Source organism: Qipengyuania nanhaisediminis, assembly GCF_045862805.1.
Lineage (GTDB): Bacteria > Pseudomonadota > Alphaproteobacteria > Sphingomonadales > Sphingomonadaceae > Erythrobacter > Erythrobacter nanhaisediminis_A.
This window is the reverse complement of record NZ_AP025760.1, coordinates 1,356,233-1,376,450: the sequence shown is the minus strand read 5'-3', so window position 1 is coordinate 1,376,450 and position 20,218 is coordinate 1,356,233. Positions and strand designations below refer to the sequence as shown.

19 protein-coding genes, 1 tRNA gene and 1 other RNA gene are annotated in these 20,218 nt (G+C 63.7%); 7 read left to right on the top strand and 14 right to left on the bottom strand.

What is annotated here, in order from left to right; all coding sequences use genetic code 11:
• Positions 1–126: 126 nt before the first annotated feature.
• A tRNA-Tyr gene (locus tag ACKTSM_RS06655) sits at positions 127–212 on the bottom strand.
• Between the two features lie 159 nt (positions 213–371).
• On the opposite strand from ACKTSM_RS06655, the gene rlmB reads away from it, so the two are divergent.
• Complete coding sequence (rlmB, locus tag ACKTSM_RS06650; RefSeq protein ID WP_407873876.1) at positions 372–1,175, top strand: 23S rRNA (guanosine(2251)-2'-O)-methyltransferase RlmB; 804 nt, start codon at positions 372–374, stop codon at positions 1,173–1,175.
• Complete coding sequence (locus ACKTSM_RS06645; RefSeq protein WP_407873875.1) at positions 1,175–2,056, top strand: hypothetical protein; 882 nt, start codon at positions 1,175–1,177, stop codon at positions 2,054–2,056. The genes rlmB and ACKTSM_RS06645 overlap by 1 nt, the downstream gene beginning before the upstream one ends.
• A 126-nt stretch (positions 2,057–2,182) precedes the next feature.
• On the opposite strand, the gene ACKTSM_RS06640 is transcribed toward ACKTSM_RS06645, so the two are convergent.
• The 7 genes from ACKTSM_RS06640 to hrpB form a co-directional block, all read right to left on the bottom strand.
• On the bottom strand, positions 2,183–2,455 hold the full coding sequence (locus tag ACKTSM_RS06640) for an HU family DNA-binding protein (protein ID WP_407873874.1): 273 nt from the start codon (positions 2,453–2,455) through the stop codon (positions 2,183–2,185).
• A gap of 256 nt (positions 2,456–2,711) precedes the next feature.
• A complete protein-coding gene (gene lon / locus ACKTSM_RS06635) occupies positions 2,712–5,120 on the bottom strand; it encodes an endopeptidase La (RefSeq protein WP_407873873.1) in 2,409 nt (802 codons plus the stop codon).
• A 120-nt stretch (positions 5,121–5,240) separates the two neighbouring features.
• Positions 5,241–5,582, bottom strand: a complete 342-nt coding sequence (locus ACKTSM_RS06630; protein ID WP_407873872.1) for a YbaB/EbfC family nucleoid-associated protein — start codon at positions 5,580–5,582, stop codon at positions 5,241–5,243.
• A 30-nt stretch (positions 5,583–5,612) separates the two neighbouring features.
• The gene (locus ACKTSM_RS06625; protein WP_407873871.1) at positions 5,613–7,442 is read right to left on the bottom strand and encodes a DNA polymerase III subunit gamma/tau; all 1,830 of its coding nucleotides are present in this window, start codon (positions 7,440–7,442) and stop codon (positions 5,613–5,615) included.
• Between the two features lie 60 nt (positions 7,443–7,502).
• Positions 7,503–7,597: signal recognition particle sRNA small type (gene ffs, locus ACKTSM_RS06620), an RNA gene on the bottom strand.
• A 231-nt stretch (positions 7,598–7,828) separates the two neighbouring features.
• Positions 7,829–8,107, bottom strand: a complete 279-nt coding sequence (locus tag ACKTSM_RS06615; protein ID WP_407873870.1) for an ETC complex I subunit — start codon at positions 8,105–8,107, stop codon at positions 7,829–7,831.
• 17 nt (positions 8,108–8,124) lie between these two features.
• Positions 8,125–10,578 (bottom strand): ATP-dependent helicase HrpB, encoded by a 2,454-nt coding sequence (gene hrpB / locus ACKTSM_RS06610; protein ID WP_407876330.1) that lies wholly within the window; start codon positions 10,576–10,578, stop codon positions 8,125–8,127.
• A 212-nt stretch (positions 10,579–10,790) separates the two neighbouring features.
• Here hrpB and ACKTSM_RS06605 point away from each other — a divergent pair, with 212 nt between their 5' ends.
• On the top strand, positions 10,791–11,597 hold the full coding sequence (locus ACKTSM_RS06605; protein WP_407873869.1) for a hypothetical protein: 807 nt from the start codon (positions 10,791–10,793) through the stop codon (positions 11,595–11,597).
• 10 nt (positions 11,598–11,607) lie between these two features.
• Here ACKTSM_RS06605 and ACKTSM_RS06600 read toward each other — a convergent pair whose 3' ends face one another.
• Positions 11,608–12,618: a polyprenyl synthetase family protein gene (locus ACKTSM_RS06600; protein ID WP_407873868.1), complete on the bottom strand. Its 1,011-nt coding sequence runs from the start codon at positions 12,616–12,618 to the stop codon at positions 11,608–11,610.
• Positions 12,619–12,698: 80 nt separating this feature from the next.
• On the opposite strand from ACKTSM_RS06600, the gene ACKTSM_RS06595 reads away from it, so the two are divergent.
• Complete coding sequence (locus ACKTSM_RS06595) at positions 12,699–13,001, top strand: chorismate mutase (protein WP_407873867.1); 303 nt, start codon at positions 12,699–12,701, stop codon at positions 12,999–13,001.
• Between the two features lie 3 nt (positions 13,002–13,004).
• Here the strand turns inward: ACKTSM_RS06595 and ACKTSM_RS06590 are convergent, their stop codons facing one another.
• The 4 genes from ACKTSM_RS06590 to ACKTSM_RS06575 form a co-directional block, all read right to left on the bottom strand.
• Positions 13,005–14,330, bottom strand: coding sequence for a sensor histidine kinase (locus tag ACKTSM_RS06590; protein ID WP_407876329.1), 1,326 nt, complete (start codon positions 14,328–14,330; stop codon positions 13,005–13,007).
• Between the two features lie 139 nt (positions 14,331–14,469).
• Positions 14,470–15,147, bottom strand: coding sequence for a response regulator transcription factor (locus ACKTSM_RS06585; RefSeq protein WP_407873866.1), 678 nt, complete (start codon positions 15,145–15,147; stop codon positions 14,470–14,472).
• 127 nt (positions 15,148–15,274) lie between these two features.
• On the bottom strand, positions 15,275–15,613 hold the full coding sequence (locus ACKTSM_RS06580; RefSeq protein ID WP_407873865.1) for a PepSY domain-containing protein: 339 nt from the start codon (positions 15,611–15,613) through the stop codon (positions 15,275–15,277).
• Between the two features lie 72 nt (positions 15,614–15,685).
• Positions 15,686–16,426: an SIMPL domain-containing protein gene (locus ACKTSM_RS06575; protein ID WP_407873864.1), complete on the bottom strand. Its 741-nt coding sequence runs from the start codon at positions 16,424–16,426 to the stop codon at positions 15,686–15,688.
• A gap of 95 nt (positions 16,427–16,521) precedes the next feature.
• On the opposite strand from ACKTSM_RS06575, the gene ACKTSM_RS06570 reads away from it, so the two are divergent.
• Positions 16,522–18,333, top strand: coding sequence for an ABC-F family ATP-binding cassette domain-containing protein (locus ACKTSM_RS06570; RefSeq protein ID WP_407873863.1), 1,812 nt, complete (start codon positions 16,522–16,524; stop codon positions 18,331–18,333).
• Positions 18,330–18,941 (top strand): uracil-DNA glycosylase family protein, encoded by a 612-nt coding sequence (locus ACKTSM_RS06565; RefSeq protein ID WP_407873862.1) that lies wholly within the window; start codon positions 18,330–18,332, stop codon positions 18,939–18,941. Before ACKTSM_RS06570 ends, ACKTSM_RS06565 begins: the two co-directional genes overlap by 4 nt.
• 61 nt (positions 18,942–19,002) lie before the next feature.
• Here ACKTSM_RS06565 and ACKTSM_RS06560 read toward each other — a convergent pair whose 3' ends face one another.
• On the bottom strand, positions 19,003–19,485 hold the full coding sequence (locus ACKTSM_RS06560; RefSeq protein WP_407873861.1) for a DUF6456 domain-containing protein: 483 nt from the start codon (positions 19,483–19,485) through the stop codon (positions 19,003–19,005).
• A gap of 117 nt (positions 19,486–19,602) precedes the next feature.
• On the opposite strand from ACKTSM_RS06560, the gene ACKTSM_RS06555 reads away from it, so the two are divergent.
• Positions 19,603–20,184 (top strand): helix-turn-helix domain-containing protein, encoded by a 582-nt coding sequence (locus ACKTSM_RS06555; RefSeq protein ID WP_407873860.1) that lies wholly within the window; start codon positions 19,603–19,605, stop codon positions 20,182–20,184.
• The last annotated feature ends 34 nt before the right edge of the window (positions 20,185–20,218 follow it).

Below are 20,218 nucleotides of genomic sequence, written 5' to 3'. Positions count from 1 at the left end.
GAATGGAAACAAGAATCGGAATACGGCCCTAATCGTCCCGGAGCGACCGGACGCGCGCAAGTGTCAGCAAATGCTTGGGGTTTTGCGCCCGTCCGGGCGAATCGGTACCATCTTCGGAAAGGCCGGTGGTGGACAGGGCTGGATTCGAACCAGCGTACGCTTGCGCGGGCAGATTTACAGTCTGCTGCCTTTAACCACTCGGCCACCTGTCCACACAAGGGCTGTCTGTCGACGCGCTTTTCAGCGCTTCAGAAGCGAGCGCGGGCCTGGGGCCCTGCTGCCGAGAGGCGCCCCTTTGGCGAAGCCGCGCTTGCCTGTCAATGGGGGTGCTGGCAGGGGAGCGCACAAGACGATCAAAAGCGAGAAACGAAATGGCAAAGGCTGACCGCAAGCGCGCACTGCGCGGACGCGCGGGACGAATGAAGGGTGGCCGCGGTTCGGGACGTGCATCCCCCGGACAGGTGCGGTTGTGGGGACGCCATCCGGTGGAGGCCGCGCTCAAGAATCCCGAGCGCCAACATCGCAAGTTGTGGGCAACGCGCGAGGCGATCGAATCGCTCGACGGCGAACTCCCGCCCGATTTCCCGGTCGAATATGCCGATGTGCAGGATCTTGCCCGGCTGGTCGCGCGCGATGCACCGCACCAGGGGCTGGTGCTGGAATGTGCAGCGCTCGAGGACTGCTACCTCGACACCGTGGCGACCGGCGACCCCGATGCTCCTGTCGTGGTGCTCGACCAGGTTACCGATCCGCACAATGTCGGGGCCATCCTGCGTTCGGCCGCGGCATTCGGAGCCGCCTGTATCGTCACCCAGGACCGCCACGCCCCGCCCGAAAGCGGGGTCGTCGCCAAGTCCGCCTCGGGCGCTCTTGAGACCGTTCCTTGGGTTCGTGTGGTCAATCTCGCCCGCGCGCTCGATGAACTGGCTGAAGCGGGTTACTGGCGCATCGGCATGGCCGGCGAAGCCGACGCAACGCTCGCCGAAGCCATGCCGAAAGGAGCGATGGCGATCGTGCTCGGCGCAGAGGGCGAAGGATTGCGGCAGAATATCGCATCGCACTGCGATGCCCTTGCCAGATTGCCGATCAGTTCCGCGATCGAAAGCCTGAACGTTTCGAATGCAGCAGCAATTTCGTTGTACGCTGCCGCGACTCGCAACAAAGGAGACGCGTGATGCACCCTGGCACCATTTCCCGCAAAGCGGCCTGCGTGCTGCTAGCCAGCCTGTCACTCCTGCTGACAGGCTGCCTGGTGACCCCGGGCAAGTTCACGTCCGAGCTGGTCCTGATCGATGAGGACCGGTTCACCTTCACCTATGACGGCGAGATCTTTTTCCTCGGCCTGTCGAAGCTCGCCTCGATGGGCGCAGCGAACGAGGCATTCAAGGAACAGCCCTGTTACGTTGACGGGACGGGTGAGGAGCGGCGATGCTCCGCCAATGAACTAGCCGGCCAGCGCGCGGCCTGGGAAGCCGGCGCCGAAGCGCGCGCCGCAGAGGCCACGATGCAAGCCAGCCAGATGGCCGCGATGATGGGAGGAATCGATCCCAGCGATCCCGAAGCCAGCGCGCAGCTCGTGCGCCTTCTTGAACGCCAGAGAGGCTGGGAACGGATCATCGACAAGGGCGATGGCGTGTTCGACGTGCGCTATTCGGTCAGCGGCGAGCTGAGCCACGATTTCCTGTTTCCAACCATCGAGGGGTTCCCCAGCGCCAATCCGTTCGTCCAGATCGTCCTGCGCGATGGCGACCTCGTGAGAGTCAACGCGCCGGGCTTTTCAGCCGGCAATGAGAGCGGGCCGATGGGCGCGCTTTCCGGCTTGGGCGGCATGGCTGGACTGGCTGCAATGGGTCAGGCATCGTCCGGCGAAAATGGGCGTGACATGCCCGAATTCCCCGCGATCGAAGGGCGCTTCACAATCGTGACGAACGGCGTCATTCGGGCCAACAACACAGATGAGGGGCCGGTTTCCACTTCTCGCGGAGAAGTCCTGACCTGGGACATTTCGCCGCGCACGTCGGCTGCACCGACCGCACTGGTCGACCTGTCGCGCTGACCCGGTGCTCAGGATAGCGGGGCGATCGACGGACGCCACGAAAAAGCCCCGCCAGCATTTAAGCTGGCGGGGCCCAATTCTATCTCTGGCGCAAGGCGTCGCGCCGAGTTCAGCAGTTGATTACGCTCAGTTGACCGCGTCCTTGAGGCCCTTGCCGGCCTTGAACTTCGGCTGATTTGACGCCTTGATCGTCATCGGTTCGCCGGTGCGCGGATTGCGACCGGTCGATTCCTTGCGCTTGGCGACCGAAAAGGTGCCGAACCCGACCAGGCGGACTTCGTCGCCGTTTGCGAGCGCTTTCTGGATCGTGTCGAACACTGCTTCAACAGCGTTCGAGGCATCGCTTTTCGAAAGACCACTGGTTTCGGCAACTGCACTGGTCAGCTCGTTCTTGTTCATCTGGGAACCCCCTCGTTCTCTTTGCTATCGATTTCGGTGAATCGCCTGCCCGAAAGCACGTAGATTGAGACGTTTTTGCGAAAGCTGTCAAAGGTAAAACCGGCGAATTCGCGCGAACTTCATGCTCGCGGATCGCATTTGCGACGAATTGCCGCTTCCGCCTGACGACTTCAGCCGATGACGACGCACAACCGTGCGCGGACCCCCGCCGCCGGACCTGTCGGTCCGATGACGATTCGCAACCACGCTGCGCCGCTCAATGTGCTGTCGGAGCGTCCGGCCCTTCGAGCGTCGACCCGGTCTTGTGATGATCGGGTTGCGAGGCAAGGTCGTCGGCCTCGGTCCATTCGATCGGGGCAGGCATTTCGACCAGGGCGTGTTCGAGAACCTGGTCGACATGGCTGACAGGTATGATCTCGAGCCCTTCCTTAACATTGGCGGGTATCTCGGCCAGATCCTTGACGTTTTCATCAGGTATCAGAACCGTCCCGATCCCTCCGCGAAGCGCTGCGAGGAGTTTTTCCTTGAGCCCGCCGATGGCCAGCACCCGGCCGCGCAAGGTGACCTCGCCCGTCATGGCGATATCGGGCCGCACCGCTGCGCCTGTCAGGGTCGATACGATCGAGGTGACCATGCCGATGCCTGCGCTCGGCCCGTCCTTGGGGACGGCGCCTTCGGGCAAGTGGATATGGACGTTTTTGCGCTGGAAGATCGACGGCTTGATGCCGTAGCCGGGCGCGCGCGCCTTCACGAAGGAAAATGCCGCCGCGACGCTTTCGTTCATCACGTCGCCGAGCTTGCCGGTTGTCTTGATCTCGCCCTTGCCAGGGGTGGTGACGCTTTCGATAGTCAGCAATTCGCCGCCCACGCTGGTCCAGGCAAGACCCGTGACCGCGCCGACTTGCGCCTCGTCCTCGCCCATGCCGTGCTTGAACTTGCGCACACCGGCAAATTCGCCGAGATTTTCGGGCGTGATCGTGATCGATGTCGCCTCTTTCTCGAGAATCTTGCGCAGGGTCTTGCGCGCAAGCCGCGCGATCTCGCGTTCAAGTGTCCGCACGCCTGCTTCGCGGGTATAATAGCGGATCAGGTCGCGCAGGCCCGCTTCGGTCAGTTCGAACTCGCCATCCTTGAGCCCATGCGATTCCACCTGCTTGGCGATCAGGTGACGCTTGGCGATCTCGACCTTCTCGTCCTCGGTATAACCTTCCAGCCGGATGATCTCCATCCGGTCGAGCAGCGGCTGTGGCAGGTCGAGACTGTTCGCGGTGGTCACGAACATGATGTTCGACAGGTCGAGATCGAGCTCGAGATAGTGGTCCTGGAATTTGTTGTTCTGTTCGGGATCGAGCACCTCGAGCAGCGCCGAGGCGGGATCGCCGCGGAAGTCCTGTCCGAGCTTGTCGATCTCGTCGAGCAGGAACAGCGGATTGCTGGTCCCGGCCTTCTTCAGATTGTTGACGATCTTGCCCGGCATCGAACCGATATAGGTCCGGCGGTGGCCGCGGATCTCGGCCTCGTCGCGCACGCCGCCCAGCGACTGGCGCACGAATTCGCGGCCGGTCGCCTTTGCGATCGACTTGCCGAGGCTGGTCTTGCCGACACCCGGCGGGCCGACAAGGCACAGGATCGGGCCCTTGAGCTTGTTGGTCCGTGCCTGCACGGCGAGATATTCGATGATCCGGTCTTTCACCTTTTCAAGAGCATAGTGATCGGCATCGAGGATAGCCTGCGCCTTGCCGATGTCCTTCTTGACCCGGCTCTTCTTGCCCCATGGGAGGCCGAGCAGCACATCGAGATAATTGCGGATGACTGTCGCCTCGGCGCTCATCGGCTGCATGCCCTTGAGCTTCTTCAGCTCGGCATTGGCCTTGGCCTTGGCTTCTTTGGATAGCTTGGTCTTCTCGATCTTCTCGGTCAGCTCGGCGATCTCGTCGCCCTCGCCATCGTCCGATCCGCCGAGTTCGGACTGGATCGCCTTCAACTGCTCGTTGAGGTAATATTCGCGCTGGGTCTTTTCCATCTGGCGCTTCACGCGCCCGCGGATCTTGCGCTCGACCTGAAGCACCGAAAGCTCGCCTTCCATGAAGGCCATGACCAGTTCGAGACGCTTGAGCGGATTGGCTTCGGTCAGGATCGATTGCTTGTCCGAGACCTTGGCGTTGATCGCGGCAGCGATGGTGTCAGCCAACTGGCCGGCATCGTCGACATCGGTGAGGTCGACATTGGTCTCCTCGCCCATCTTCTTGTTGAGCTTTGCATATTCGCCGAACTGGTCGACCACCTGGCGCATCAAGGCGGTGACCTCGCTCCCTGCGACTGTCTCTTCCTCGGCGTTTTCGACCTCTGCAAGGACATAGCCATCTTCGGCGTGCAGGCCGGACAGCGTTGCGCGCGCCGCCCCTTCGACGAGCACGCGCACCGTGCCATCGGGCAGTTTGAGCATCTGCAGCACCTGGGCGATCACGCCGGTGTCGTACAGGTCATCGCCCTCCGGATCGTCGGTGCCCGGATCGAGCTGGGCGAGAAGGAAGATGTCCTTGCTCGCTTCCATTGCGGCTTCGAGCGCCGCGACCGACTTGTCGCGCCCGACGAAAAGCGGGACCACCATGCCCGGAAAGACGACGATGTCGCGAAGGGGAAGAAGGGGGAAGGTCTGTGTCATAATTAGGGTCCGTGGCCACCATCAGGGCGCGCCGTTTCGCGAAGATATGGGTAGCCCTTCCCCTGCTCGCAATGGCCGGCTTCAGGAAGCTGTGGACGCGGCGAAACAGCCGCGCGGCGATCAACCCATGCCCGGCAGGTTGAAGCCCGGCGGCAAGCCCATCCCGCTCTGCATTTCCTTCATCTTTTCAGCCGAAACCCGGTCGGCCTTGTCGCGTGCGTCGTTGAAGGCGGCGGTGACGAGGTCCTCGACGATGTTCTTTTCTTCCTTGACCATCAGGCTGTCGTCGATCTGTACGCCGAGAATGCGGCCCTTGGCAGTTGCCCGCACTTTCACGAGCCCGCCGCCGGCGCTGCCTTCCACCTCGATATTGTCGAGCGTCACCTGCATGTCGCTCATCTGGTTCTGGATCGTTTCGGCGGCCTGCTGGGCGGCGGCCATCATCTCTTCCATCGATTTCATCGCGGGGGTCCTTTCTCTTGAAGTGTGCCGTCAGCCACGCGCCGCAGCGGCGCGGGCGACATTGTCATTGGGTTCGATCAGTTCGGCATCGGGGAATGCCTCGCGCGCAGCCTTTACCAGCGGGTGCGCTTCGATCCGCTCGCGCGCGGCCTTGGCCTCGGCTTCCTCGGCTTCGCGCAGGCTCGGCTGTGCATTGCCCGCGCCCTTTTCGACGAGCCAGCGCTTGCCGGTGAGCTTGAACAGGGCATCCCTGATTTCCGGCGCGGGGTCATCGGGATAATTGTCGGCCTGTTCGAAGACGAGTCGTTCGGGCGTGAGTTCTATAACCCGCACGCGGTCCCGCATCATCTGGGCTACACGCAATTGGCCACTGGCATCGACCTGGTCGACCAGCGCGCCCCATTCCAGCTGGGTATCGCTGGGAAAGCTGGAACTGGCCGTAGGCGATGTGGCTTCGCCTTGTGCCGTCGGAGCGTTTGCGGGAGCCGGACCGTTCTTGGCGATTTCTTCGATGCGCCTTGCAAGCTTTCCGGGATCGGGCAGCTGGCTGGCATGCATCACGCGAAGCAGCGCCATTTGCAGCGAGACCAGCGGATCGGGAGCGGCGCGGACTTCATCGTGCCCCTTGAGCAGCAATTGCCACAAGCGGTGCAATTCGGCGGCGCCGAGCTTGCTTGCGAACTCTCCGAGTGCGGTGCGCTCTTCCTCGCTCGGCGCATCGGGATCGCTGCCGGATATCTGCGCGACGGTAATCCGGTGGACCAGATCCATCATCGCGCGCATCAGGGCGAGCGGCTCGACCCCGAGCGCATATTGTTCGTCGATCCCTGCCAGAAGAGCCTTGGCATCGCCTTCGAGCAGATGGGCGAGCACGCGGCGCTGCGCGCTCTTGTCTGCGAGGCCGAGCATGTCCCGCACGCGCTGGGCGCTGACCTGGCCGCCGGCATCCATGTCGGCATGGGCAATCGCCTGATCCAGGATTGACAGGCCATCGCGCACCGAACCTTCGGCGGCAGCGGCGATGATCTTCAGCGCTTCCTCTTCGGCTTCGACATTTTCCTGCTCGCAAATGCGGGCGAAATGCGCAGCGAGAAGATCGGCAGGAATTCGCCGCAAGTCGAAACGCTGGGTGCGGCTGAGAACCGTCACCGGGAGCTTCTCGACCTCGGTAGTGGCAAAGAGGAACTTCACGTGTGCCGGCGGTTCCTCGAGCGTCTTGAGCAACGCGTTGAAAGCGTTGCGCGAGAGCATGTGGACCTCGTCGATGATATAGATCTTGTAGCGCGCCGAAACCGCGGCATAGCGGACCTGCTCGATGATATCGCGCACATCATCAACGCCGGTGTGCGATGCCGCGTCCATCTCGATGACGTCGATATGGCGGCCCTCGGCGATGGCCTGGCAGGGCTCGCACTGACCGCACGGATCGATGGTCGGACCGCCCTGCCCGTCCGGCCCCACGCAATTGAGCGCCTTGGCGATCAGACGCGCAGTCGAGGTCTTGCCGACCCCCCTCACCCCTGTCATCAGGAAGGCATGCGCGAGCCGATCGCGGGCGATAGCATTGCCCAGCGTGCGCACCATCGCGTCCTGACCGATCAGTTCCGAAAAGGTCTGCGGCCGGTATTTGCGCGCGAGAACCCGATAGGGCTGGTTCGCGGCGGGAGTCGGAGAATCTGCGGTTGGAACTGGCGCCGGCTCGGCTTGCGGGGCGGCAGGCTTCTGTTCGGTCTCGTCCGGGGCATCGCCGAACATCGAGTTCTGGCCAGCCGCTTCGAGTTCGGCCGCGCTCGGCTGCTGCTCGCTGACGCCTTCCCCTTCCCAGGGAGGCGTATCCGTGTTTTCCGGTGAATCACCCATGCACGATTAGCTACGCGCTCGCGGGGCGTTTGTCATGGCGCTCAATGCACAAGTATGAGGGAAAAAGGAGCCGAGCGACCCGTCGCAATTCACCTGGGCTGCTTCCTTCCGGACCTGACCCGGTGAGCGAACGCAAACGTCCACCCGACTCCCGCAACCCTCTATGGCGAGCGTCTGCTAATTTTCAACCCATTTTGCAGATATAACAAATCGTCGATGTGGGCGAATGACAGCGAATGCTATGATCCTCGCTTCCAAGGTCCGGGTATGACTCCTACCCCGCTTCTCGATGAGGATCCGAGGCGCGGTGCAACCGATTGCGAAAGCGCTTGGAACCGAGGCGAGCTTTGGTTGGCGGAAGACCCGTCGACCAGAAAGCAGGTCAACTAGCGGAAATTGTCGGCGTAAGCCTGGATTTTCAGCGATTTTGGCGGCGTAGCGTGCACGCGCGCGGCGATGCCATATTTGTCCGCATAGGCCCTGGCCGCATCGAGGCTCGGGAAATTGAGCCTGACCTGCGCCTGGGTGTCCCCGCTGCCCGTCCAGCCCATCAACGGGTCGGGCTTGCGCGCTTCGCTCTGTTCGAATTCGAGAACCCAGGTGTCGGTCCGGGCCTTGCCCGACTGCATGGCATTTTTGGGTTGCTGGTAGATTCGTGCGGTCATGATGCGCATCTAGTCGATTAGCGTTCGCGATTGAAGGCGTTTTTGGTCTTGAGGCTTGGTGCCTCGCGCCATGGCTCATCGGGCCAGCGATGCTTGGGATAGCGACCCTTCATGTCCTTTGCCACATCGGCCCAGCTGCCGCGCCAGAAGCCTGGCAGATCGCGGGTTGACTGGATCGGGCGCCCTGCCGGGCTGGTCAGCTTGCAGAGCAGCGGCGTACGCCCGATCATCGGATGGCGATCTAACCCGAACAGAGCTTGCACGCGCACCTCGACCGACGGGGCGTCATCGCCTGTATAATCGATTGCGTGACGCGTCCCTGCCGGCGAAACGAAGTGCGTCGGGGCAGCCTCGTCCAACTTTCTGCGGCTTTCCCAATCGAGCAGATGGAGCGCGGCCTCGGCGGTTTTTTCGCGAGGAAACGACAAATCGCGCCGTCCTTCCAGCATGGGGGCCAGCCACTGGGCCGCATTCTGCTTCAGCATGGAGGGTGAAAGGGCATCGACACCGGCAAATTGGGCGCGTGCGAGGAAACCCGTCGGAAACATCGTCTCCAGCTTTTCCAGTGCCTTTCCCACCAGCATGTCCACAACCTGCTGCGGATCGGGAGCGGGATCGGGCACGCTTGCCAATTTGATCGCACCGAGACGCCTTTCGCGGCGCGCCTCGACTCGTTGCTCGGTCTCGTTCCAGGCCAGCACCGTGGACTGCTCGATCCGGTCAGCGAAATTGTCCTCGACATCTCGCGCGGTCAAAGCAGCGCCAGCCGTGATACGCGCACCCTTGGCCTGCCCTTGCGCGTCAGCGATCACGATCCACTCGCTGCGTGCGAGCGGCGAGGCCGGGTCGAGGACGAAGCCGCGGCCGCCTGCGCTGAGCCAGTCTGCTCCGTCCCGGCCACGCCGACGAGCAAGGAAATCGGGTTTCGCCTTGGCGAGGAACACGCCCGGATTGGCGTGCTCACCCGCTTCGCGCGGGCCGCCATCGATCATTTTTCGCGCCGCGTCGGACCAGCGCCTTGCGAGCGTGCGCGCTCCATCGGCGCGTTTCGACCGTTCGCGCTGCCAGCCGGCCAGGCGCTCGATAAGATCTTCGCTGCGCCCACCAAGTCCGCGCTCCTGCATCAGGACAACCAGTTCGGCCGCCCTGTCAGCCTCACCGTTCTGCGCGCCGAACAGCACGGCGGCAGCTGAGATGGGATCGATCGGCAGCCGCGCGATTCGTTCGCCCCAGGCAGTGATCTGCCCGCCGGCATCGAGCGCGCCCATGGCCACCAGCCCCGCGCGCGCCCTGTCTATCGAAGCCTTGGGCGGTGGATCGAGCCAGGCAAGGTCGGCCAGGTCGCTCGTTCCCCAGCGGGCGAGGTCGAGCACGAGGCCCGTCAAATCGGCGATCTCGATTTCGGGCGGGGCGAATTTCGGTCGACCAAGATGGCCGCCTTCCTCCCACAATCGGTAGGCGACCCCTGCCGCCTGCCTCGCCGCGCGCCCAGCCCTTTGTTCGGCTGCGGCCTGGCTCGCCCGGCGCGTGACAAGCCGCGTCGTTCCCGCCGCGCGATCGAACTCGGCATAGCGCGCAAGGCCGCTATCAACGACTATTCTCACCCCGTCGAGCGTGAGCGATGTCTCGGCGATCGCGGTTGCGAGCACGATGCGCCTTCGTCCATCCGGGTCACGCCGGATTGCAGCGCGCTGTTCGGCCGGCTCGACCTGGCCGTGCAGCGCCAACACGGGCGTATCAGGCAGCCGCGCCGCGATGCGTTCGCGGGTGCGCTCGATCTCGCCCACCCCGGGAAGAAAAGCGAGGATATCGCCGTCCACTTCGTCGCGCCACGCGGTCATCACCGCCGCGGCGACCTCGTCCTCCAGCCGCCTCGAGGGGTTCGATCCCAGCCAGCGTATCGCGAGCGGATGTGATCGTCCTTCACTGGCGATCACCGGTGCACCCTCGCCCAGCAATTGCGCAAACCGTTCTCCGTCGATCGTCGCCGACATGACCAGAACACGCAGGTCATCGCGCAGGATCGCGCGCGTTTCGAGTGCGAGTGCGAGACCGAGATCACTGTCGAGATGGCGTTCATGCGCCTCGTCGAAAAGAATTGCCGAGACACCGGGCAGTTCGGGATCGCCGACAAGGCGATTTACGAGGATCGCTTCGGTCATCACGATCACGCGGGTCGCAGCCGAGACCCTGGTGTCTAGGCGGGTCATGTAACCGATCGTCTGGCCTGGCTTTTCGCCCAGCGCCTCGGCCATGCGCTCGGCAGCTGCGCGCGCTGCAACCCGGCGCGGCGAGGTCAGTATGATCTGGCCATCGCACCACGCTTCACCGAGCAAGGCCGGTGCGACGGCTGTCGTCTTGCCGGCACCCGGAGGAGCCACAAGAACACCGCAACCATGTTCGCGCATCGCCGCCCGGATATCGCCGAGCACTTCGAGAATTGGCAGAAAGGCAGACACGCCGCGGTCCATGACACAATCGCGCCGCTCACGCAGCCCTATGCCACCGACATTTCCGGGCCAGCACCACCACAGGCCGATCTTTTCGACCCGCGGCGTGGACATTGGCGATGTCAGGCGTAAATGTCTTGCCGCAATCGCGCCGGCCTGATCCGGTCTCGCGATTTCGGGGACGGCGGAAATCGCCCCGACGGTTTTCGCCAAGACAGGGGTTCGGGATGGTGATGAGGGCTTCAGCTTTTGCCGCGCTTGCACTCGCTTTCACACTGCCGACGGCAGCTTGTGACCGTGATCGCTCGGCCAGGGTTGATGCACGAGCGGGTGATACAATCACCGGGACCTGGATTGCCGATCCATCCAGTGCGCAAGCGAAAAACAACGATGCAAGCTTTCTCCTCGCTGATGGGGTGTTCGCCTGCAACAGCTGCATTCCCCCCTATTCGTACATCGCCAACGGCGAATGGCAGAAGGTGGATCGGCCGGGCATCGATGCGGTCCGGCTCGAGGTTGTCGATGCCTCTACGGTCCGGTCCGCCGCGCGGTTCAAGGGCCGAGACATGGGCCGGGCAACCTGGATCGTGAGCGAGGACGGGCAATCGCTGACCCAGGTCTTCGTCAACCTCGATGCCGATGAACCCACCGAGGGGACAGTCAAGCTGACCCGCAAGAGCGACGCGCCAGCTGGTGCTCACGCCTTGTCCGGAACATGGTCGCTCGCTGGCTATGGCAAGATCAGCGCTGCTGCCTTGCGAACGACATACAGTCTCACCGGAGACACGCTCACCGTCACCTATAATGGCGGCTCGTGGAGCGCGGTATTAGGCGGCCAACCGGCAAGGATCGAGGGCAGCGAGAGCGGGACGCTGGTCACCGCTGAGCGCATCGGCGACAACCGCTATCGCGAAACCTATTTCCGCAAGGAAAAGATCGTCGGGCTGACCGAGATTACGGTAAAAGGCGATAATATGACGGTTGTCGCAACCGATCCGCGCGATGACAGCCTATTGCGTTACGAAGCCTGGCGAGAATGAACCCGGCTGATCAATAGCCTCGGGCGACCGCGAAATGCGCTGCCTCGGTCATGGCGGCGCGCGCCTTGCTGTCCGGGAAGATCGATATCGCATCGATTGCGCGTTGGGCGAAATGACGCGCTTTTTCGCGCGTATCTTCCAAGGCATGGTGCTTTTCAATCAGCCTTACCGCCTCGTCGAAATCCGAGGCGTCGCTGCGATGCCCCATCACAGCATCCTTCCAGAACTTGCGCTCTTCCTCGTTCCCGCGCGCATGGGCGAGGATTACCGGCAAGGTCATCTTGCCCTCGCGGAAGTCGTCGCCCTGGTCCTTGCCCATCTCGGCCGCGCTCGAATCGTAATCGATCGCGTCATCGACAAGCTGGAATGCGACGCCGAGATTGCGGCCATAATCCTCGAGCGCGCGCTCATGCTCGTCACTGCATTCGGCCACGACAGCGCTGATCTGGCTGGCAGCGGCGAACAATGCTGCCGTCTTGGCGCCGATGATGTGGAGGTAGCGTTCCTCGCTCGTCTCGATCTGGCGTTGCGCGGTAAGCTGCGAGACCTCGCCTTCGGCAATGACGGCGCTGGCATGGCTGAGGATCTTGAGAACGCGCAAGGACCCGTCCTCGGTCATCAGTTCGAAGGCGCGGCTGAACAGGAAATCGCCCACCAGCACGGTGGCCGGGTTACCGAAGATGATGTTCGCAGCAGCCTTGCCGCGCCGCAATTCGCTTCCGTCGACGACGTCGTCATGCAGCAAGGTGGCGGTGTGGATGAATTCCACCGCGGCGGCCAGTTTGTGATGACGGGTTCCCTCGTAGCCCACCAATGCCGCGCCAGCCAGCGTGAGCATCGGGCGCAAGCGCTTGCCACCGCCCGCGATCAGGTGACCCGCCAGACGCGGTATCAACGGAATATCGCTCTGCATTCTTTCGAGGATCACGGTGTTGACCGCGTTCATCCCGCTCGCGGTGAGAGCCAGCATCGGGTCGAGCGTCGGCTGCTTGCGCGTGAAGGGAACGACATCTGCGGTCATGAGAAATGCGCCTTACGGCTGCGCGCGCGTGGTTGGCAAGCGCAGAATTGGTGTTACTTTCGCGGGTCATGGCGCAGCAAATGCAACCCTCGCCCGATGAGGCAGAAGACCGCGTGCTCGCGGGTTATCGCAAAAGCATCGACAATATCGACGCTGCGATAATCCACATGCTCGCCGAACGGTTCCGGATCACGCAAGCGGTCGGCGCTTACAAGGCCAAGGCCACCTTGCCACCCGCCGATCCCGCGCGCGAACAGCGCCAGATCGACAGGTTGCGCAAGCTGTCCGAGGAAGCTGACCTCGATCCGGAATTCAGCGAGAAGTTCCTGCGCTTCATCATCGAGGAAGTGATCCGCCACCACGAGAAGGCGCGGCGCGGCTGATCGTCAGGCGCGCGGCAAGCGCAAATCGACGAGCAGTCCTCCGAGATCCTCGCTCGTTCCGAGACTGATCGAACCGCCGTAGATCTCCGCCACATCGCGCACGATCGCAAGGCCGAGCCCGGTGCCTGGCTTGCCGGTGTCGAGCCGCGCGCCGCGATCGAAAATCCGGATCCGCTCTTCCTCGGGTATGCCGGGACCGTCATCCTCGATCCATATCCGGCAAAGCGGGCTGCCCAGTTCGTGATCGACGGTCACGAACACGCTGCCGCCGCCATATTTGGCCGCGTTCTCGATGAGATTGCCGAGGATCTCGTCGAGATCCTGCCGCTCGATCGCGACCATCGCGTCGCGGCTGCCTGCAATGTCGAGCCGCCCGTCGGGATAGAGCCTTTCGACAGCGCGGCGCACGGCTTCCGCGCTCTGACGCACATTTGTACGCGCCTGTCCGACCGCACGGCGGCCAGCCGCTCTGGCGCGGGCGAGATGGTGTTCGACATGGCGCTGCATGGTGCGCGTTTCGCGGAATACCGCTTCGGAAAGCTTGGGGTCGCGCGCGGTCGCGGCATTGGTCAGGACGGTGAGCGGGGTCTTCAAAGCGTGGGCAAGATTGCCGGCATGGGTGCGCGCCTCTTCGGCCTGCCGCTCGGTGTGTTCGAGCAGCATGTTGATCTCCTCGACCAGGGGCTCGACCTCGGCGGGCAGGGGCTCGGTGATGCGATTATCACCCGAGGTGCGCAATTTCTGAATGGCCGCGCGCACCCGCCGCAAGGGCCACAAGCCATAGCGGATCTGCAACAAGGCCATGACGAGAAGCCCGAGGCCGAGCACCGCGAAACTCCAGATCAGGATCGAACGCACCTGGGCAATCTGGAAGTCACGTTCTTCGGTGGCGCTGGCAACGGCGAAGGTCCAGCGCGTCTCGCTTCCCGGCAGGATCACGGTGCGCTCGGCGATCCGCAATGGCTCGCCCTCGAACTGGTCTGAATCGTAGAAATGAACTTCGCTGTCGAAGTGCCCGCTGCTCGCATCGCCTTGGCGCAGGTCGAGCGTCCTGTCCCAAAGGCTGCGCGAGGGATAGGGTTCATACCCTTCCCCGCTGATCTGCCAGTAGAGCCCGCTATTGGGTTCGAGAAAGCGCTGGTCGCCGAGCGTCCGGTAAAACCAGACCTCGCCGAAACTGTCGATCTCGGCGGAGGCCACCATCGCGGTCAGCTGGTATTCCAGCTGCTCGTCGAAATTGGCCTCGACCTGGCGGGTAAGCGTCCTTTCGAGCGCGATACCCCCGCCAAGCAGGAGCACGATGATCCAGCCGGCAGCTATCAGCCCCATGCGCCGGGCGAGGCTGCCCGTTCCCTGCGCCTTCAAGCCCGCGGCTTGATGGCCGGCTTCGACATCGCTGTCGCCGTCCTCTCCGCCAATCGGGCCGCCATCCGTGCCCACCTGCCCGGCGGTCACGGACGCAGACCCGTCATGCCCTGGGTGCGTCTGCGGGGTCGTCGAGGCTGTAACCGAGGCCACGGATCGTAGTGATTACCTCTGCGCCGAGTTTCTTGCGGATGCGGGTGACGAACACTTCGATCGTGTTCGAATCGCGGTCGAAATCCTGATCGTAGATATGCTCGATTAACTCAGTCCGACTGACGACCTTGCCCTTGTGGTGCATCAGGTAGGACAGAAGCTTGTATTCCTGTGCGGTCAGCTTGACCGGCTCGCCATCGAGCGTGACCCGGCCCGAACGCGTATCCAGCCGGACATTGCCAGCCGTCAGCTCGGACGAGGTGTTGCCCGAAGCGCGACGGATCAGCGCGCGCAGACGGGCGATCAGTTCCTCGGTCTGGAACGGCTTGGCCAGATAATCGTCGGCACCCGCATCGAGCCCTGCGACCTTGTCCGACCAGCTGTCGCGCGCGGTCAGGACCAGAACGGGAAAATCGCGCCCTTCCTTGCGCCACATGCCGAGCACCGAAAGTCCGTCGATTTCGGGCAGGCCAAGGTCGAGGATGACCGCGTCGTAATCCTCGGTACTGCCGAGGAAATGGCCGTCCTCGCCGTCGGTCGAAAGATCGACCGCATAGCCTGTCTGCTCAAGCGTGGACTTGAGCTGTTGCCCGAGCGTGGGTTCGTCTTCGACGATAAGGATGCGCATATTCCACCAGTTTCCGTGTGATTTGATCGCGCTCGTTGCGCGTTTGCGCTGCGCTCGTCAAGCAGGCGGCGGCGCGTTCGGCGCGGAGGGGTCCGGACTAGATCGCCCGAACCCGACCGCAAGCCGATCAGTTCGATCTCCCGATCACCCGACCGGTGCGCGCATCGACATCGATATAGGTCACGCGTCCGTCGCGAATGAACTTGAGGCGGTAGGCGCGCGCTGTGCTGTCATAAGACGGCCCCAGATATTCGCTCCCGCGCATCTGCGGCAAGATGCGGCGCTCGATCTGGCGCAAGGACAGCTGGTTGCCCGCACGCATCTCGCGACGCGCTTCGCCCTGGTCAGAGCGCGAATGCTCCTGCGCGCGCTGTTCGAGCGCAGACGCGCCCGCAGGGCTCGCGAAAAGCGAAGCCGACAGCGCGGCGCCAGCCATTGCGCCAAACAGGGAGAATTTGCCTTTCATCGTGCGAACATGCCTAGCCGCGAAGCATTGAACAAGCCGTGAATGGAGGGCGAGAGCCGCGTTCAGCCAAGCCTACCGCGCGCCCCCGCCGATCATCTCGTACTTGATCGCGATCGATACCCCGGTCGAGACCTGGCCGGGCTGGACCGGCGCTGTCATCGATTGCTCGGCCACGTCCATGGCACGCATCGCCATCTGGGGCGAAGGACCGCGGCCCTGGATGGCCTCGCTGATCGAAAGGACCTTCACGCCCGAATAGCCGAGCATGCGAGCATAGGCTTCGGCGCGCGCCTGCGCCCGATCGATCGCACGCTCGCGTGCAAGATCCTTGGCAGCCTCGTCGTCCTCGATGCTGAAACTGGGGCCCGAAAGATTGGTCGCCCCGGCGACGACCAGGGCATCGAGCACGGCTCCTGTCTCCTCGATCTCGCGCAGTTTCACACTGACGCGGTTCGATACCTGATAGCCGCGGAAGACCTGGCGTTCGCGTGTCCTGTCATAGTCATAGCGGGCGTTGAGATTGATCCCGGTGGTCTGGATATCCTCTTCGGCGACACCCAGCGCGATCAGGCGGTCGATCACGCGGCGCATCTCCGCGGCGTTCTGGCGCATCGCCTCGACTGCGGTGGGCGCCTCGCTGGTGACGCCCGCTCCGATCGTGACGAGATCGGGATCGGCGGTGACGCTCTCGAAAACAGACAATTCGATGACCGGACCCTGCGCGGTGATCTCAACCTCGGCTGCCAGCGCGCCTGACGCAGGCAAGGTCAGAGCGGCGGCCGAAAGAGCTGCGAGAAAAGTGCGAATGGTCATGGCTTCCTCCTTTTTGGCGGTCCTTGCCGCCTTCCCCTTTCCAAGCGCTGAACCTGCTTGGCAGTTCCAGCGCGAATGCCTACTTGGCGCAACCAATGGTACAACCTCCAATCCTCTCCTGGGAAGGGCTCGGCCTTCAGCAGGGCGGCCGCTGGCTGTTCGGTGGGCCTGATGTCGAGCCGATCAATCTCCACGTCCTGCCCGGTGACCGGCTCGCCCTGATCGGGCGCAACGGAGTGGGCAAGACCACGCTGCTCAAGATGATCGACGACCGGATCGAGGCAGATCGAGGCAAGCGGCGGGTCAAGCCGGGCACGCGGATCGTGTTTCTCGAACAGGAGCCCGACTTCAGCCCGTTCGAAACGCTGATGGACTTCGCGCTGTCCGGCTCGCACGCGCCCGAACGACACGAGGTCGAGGCGATCGCGGGGCAGCTCGGCATCGACATGACCACTGATGCCGCGTCGGCGAGCGGAGGCGAAAGGCGGCGAGCGGCGATTGCGCGCGCGCTTGCCCAGGACCCCGATCTCCTGCTGCTCGACGAGCCTACCAACCACCTCGACCTGTCGGCGATCGACTGGCTCGAGGACTGGCTCACCCGCTACAAGGGCGCGTTCATCACGATCAGCCACGACCGGACCTTCCTCAAGCGGCTTACGCGGGCGACCCTGTGGCTCGACCGCGGCACGCTGCGGCGCAAGGAGGTCGGCTTTGGCGGCTATGAGGCATGGGAGGAACAGGTCTATGCCGAGGAAGCGCGCGCGGCCGAAAAGCTCGACGCGCGGCTCAAGATCGAGGCCCATTGGCTCGAGCGCGGCGTGACCGCTCGCCGCAAGCGCAACCAGGGGCGGCTCGAAAAGCTTCACCAGATGCGTGCGGCCCGCGCAGCGATGATCTCCGATGCCGGAACGGCCAAGCTGAAGCTTGCCAATGACGAGGAATTTCGATCGAAATCGGTGATCGTCGCCGAGGATATCTCCAAGACCTATGACGGGCGCGCGATCATCAAGCCGTTCAGCCTGCGCATCCAGAACGGCGACCGGATCGGGATTGTCGGAGCCAATGGCGCTGGCAAGACCACTTTGCTCAAGATGCTGACGAAAGAGCTGGAACCCGACACCGGCAGCGTCAGCCATGCGCGCACCTTGACCGGTGTGATGATCGACCAGCAGCGCCGGCTGCTCGAACCCGGTGCGAGCGTGCGCGACATCCTCGCCGAGGGCGGAGACTGGGTCGATGTGCGGGGCAATCGCAAGCATGTTCAGGCCTATCTGAAGGACTTCCTGTTTGATCCGAAGCTCGTCGATACCAAGGTCGGCATCCTGTCCGGCGGCGAGCGATCGCGGCTGCTGCTCGCGCGCGAGTTCGCCCGAACCGCCAACCTCCTCGTGCTCGACGAACCGACCAACGATCTCGACCTCGAAACGCTCGACCTTCTCCAGGAAGTCATCGCCGATTTCGACGGGACCGTGATCATCGTCAGCCACGATCGCGATTTTCTCGACAAGACGGTCACGCTCACGCTCGGGCTCGATGGATCGGGCGCAGTCGATGTGATCGCTGGCGGCTATGCCGACTGGGAGGCGAAACGGCGCAAGCCGGTAGCCCGCAAGGCGCGCGGGTCTCGCACGGCGAGCACCGAGGCCTCCCCGTTCCCGTCCCCGCCCCCTCCACGTTCGGACAAACTGTCTTACAAGGAGCAGCGCGATTACGAATTGCTCCCGCAGCGGATCGAACGGCTCGAGACAGCGATTGCCAAGGGCGAAGCCATTCTCGCCGATCCCGACCTGTATGCCGCCGACCCCGATCGCTTCGCCACCATAAGCAAGGGCATCGCGAACGCGCGTGCCGAGAAAGAGGCTGCCGAAGAACGATGGCTGCAGATCGCCGAGCGTGTCGAGGAATGAGCGTGAGGGCTGGCCCCTCGCCCGCCAGTTCCGACGCCGAGGCTCTGCGGCGCGCGATCGGCGCTTGCACGCTTTGCGCAGCGCAGCTTCCCCATGGCCCTCGCCCGATCGTCCAGTTCTCATCGCAAAGCCGCATCCTGATCATCGGGCAAGCCCCGGGGAGCAAGGTTCACGCCAGCGGCATCGGGTGGGACGATGACAGCGGCGACCGGCTGCGCGCGTGGCTCGGCATCGGCAAGGATGTGTTCTACGATCGCGAACAAATCGCGCAGATGCCGATGGGGTTCTGCTATCCCGGCAAGGCCAGCGGCGGTGACGCTCCCCCGCGCAAGGAATGCGCGCCGCATTGGCACGACAAGGTCCTCGCCCATCTGCCCGAGAACCGCCTGACCTTGCTCGTCGGCATCTATGCCCAGCAGCGATATCTGCCCGAGACCCGCAAGTGGTCAATGACCGAGCGTGTGCGGCGGGGCGAAGAGTTCGCACCGTTCTTCCCGCTCCCGCATCCGGCATGGCGGGTGCGGACCTGGATGAAGAAGAACCCTTGGTTCGAGGCAGAAACCCTCCCCCGTTTGCGCGAGAAGGTGCGCCGCCATCTGCGCCGATGAGCCGCCGGAACCCGTGTGGGGATGGAACACATGGAACACTGTCCAGGGGCAAAAAACTGGCTCACACGATCCGGTAGAAATCAGCGACCCGGTCGAGCGCGAGCCGCAGCACCAGCTTGCCGCTTCGCGCCGGCCAGCCGAGCGACTTCTCGGTTTCCGGCAGGCCTTCGCCCGCACACACCACCCGCCACAAGATCTCGTCGAGCCCCTTGCCCGCCGCCCCGATCGCCGCGTCGAAACGCGCCTTGGCCGCGATCTGGCGCTCGCTCGGCGTCAACCCCGCATCGGCGGATGAACGGTATCCGGTCTTCACCCGCACCGGCTCCCAGCGCATGGTCACACTTGCGGAGAGTTGCGCGCGTTCGTAATCGTTGCGCAGTTTTTCGCCCGCATCGAACAATCGATCGTCGAGATGACCGCGCGCATGCAGCCAGGCAATCGGCGATTCGGCGATATTGACTGTCACGCTGCGCCGCTTTGCCCGCGCGCCGCCCTTCCGCAGCGGCCCTTCCGCCGACAGTTCGCGTTCGACCAGTTTGCGCATTCCGGCTTCCCCCTTTTACCACTTTGGTTAGCGGGGGCTTGCATTGTTGCCACACTTGTAGGAAACCGAAAAACGCAGTTCGTGCCACGCCATGGCACCGGATCGGAGAGAGCGCGCATGATCAACCGCATTCGGGAAATCCGCAAGGCCAAGGGCCTGACCCTGGCGCAACTGGCCGAGGCTTGCAGTCCGCCAACGACCGCACAGACGATCGGGCGGCTCGAAACCGGCATGCGCAACCTCTCGACAAAGTGGATGGACCGGATCGCGGCGGCCCTCGGGGTCGACCCGCAGGTGCTCGTCCGCTCGGAGACCGCGGCGCGCGCGCAGGTGATCGCGGAACTCGGCGCCAGCGAACCCGAGGCACTGGCCAAGCCGCGCGAGGCGATCCTACCAACCGAGATCGCGGCCGCGCACGGGGACGAGCCGATGCTGGTCCTCGAAGTGACTGCCGCGCTCGGGGAATACCGGCCGGGCGATACCCTGTGGATGCGCCGGATCGATCCCGACGATGCCGGCACCGCCATGAACCGCGATTGCCTCGTCCCGCGCCCCGGCGGACGGTATGCCTTTGGCCGCCTGATCGATCGCAAGGGGTCGCTGGTCGGCATCCTTCCCAGCCAGGCGGGTATGAAACAGCAGGTGATCGACAATCCGCCCTGGATCGCGGTTGCGACCATGCTGGTGCGGCCGCTGTGAGGCGCGAGGGGCCGCAAACCCGCCTTAACTCCCG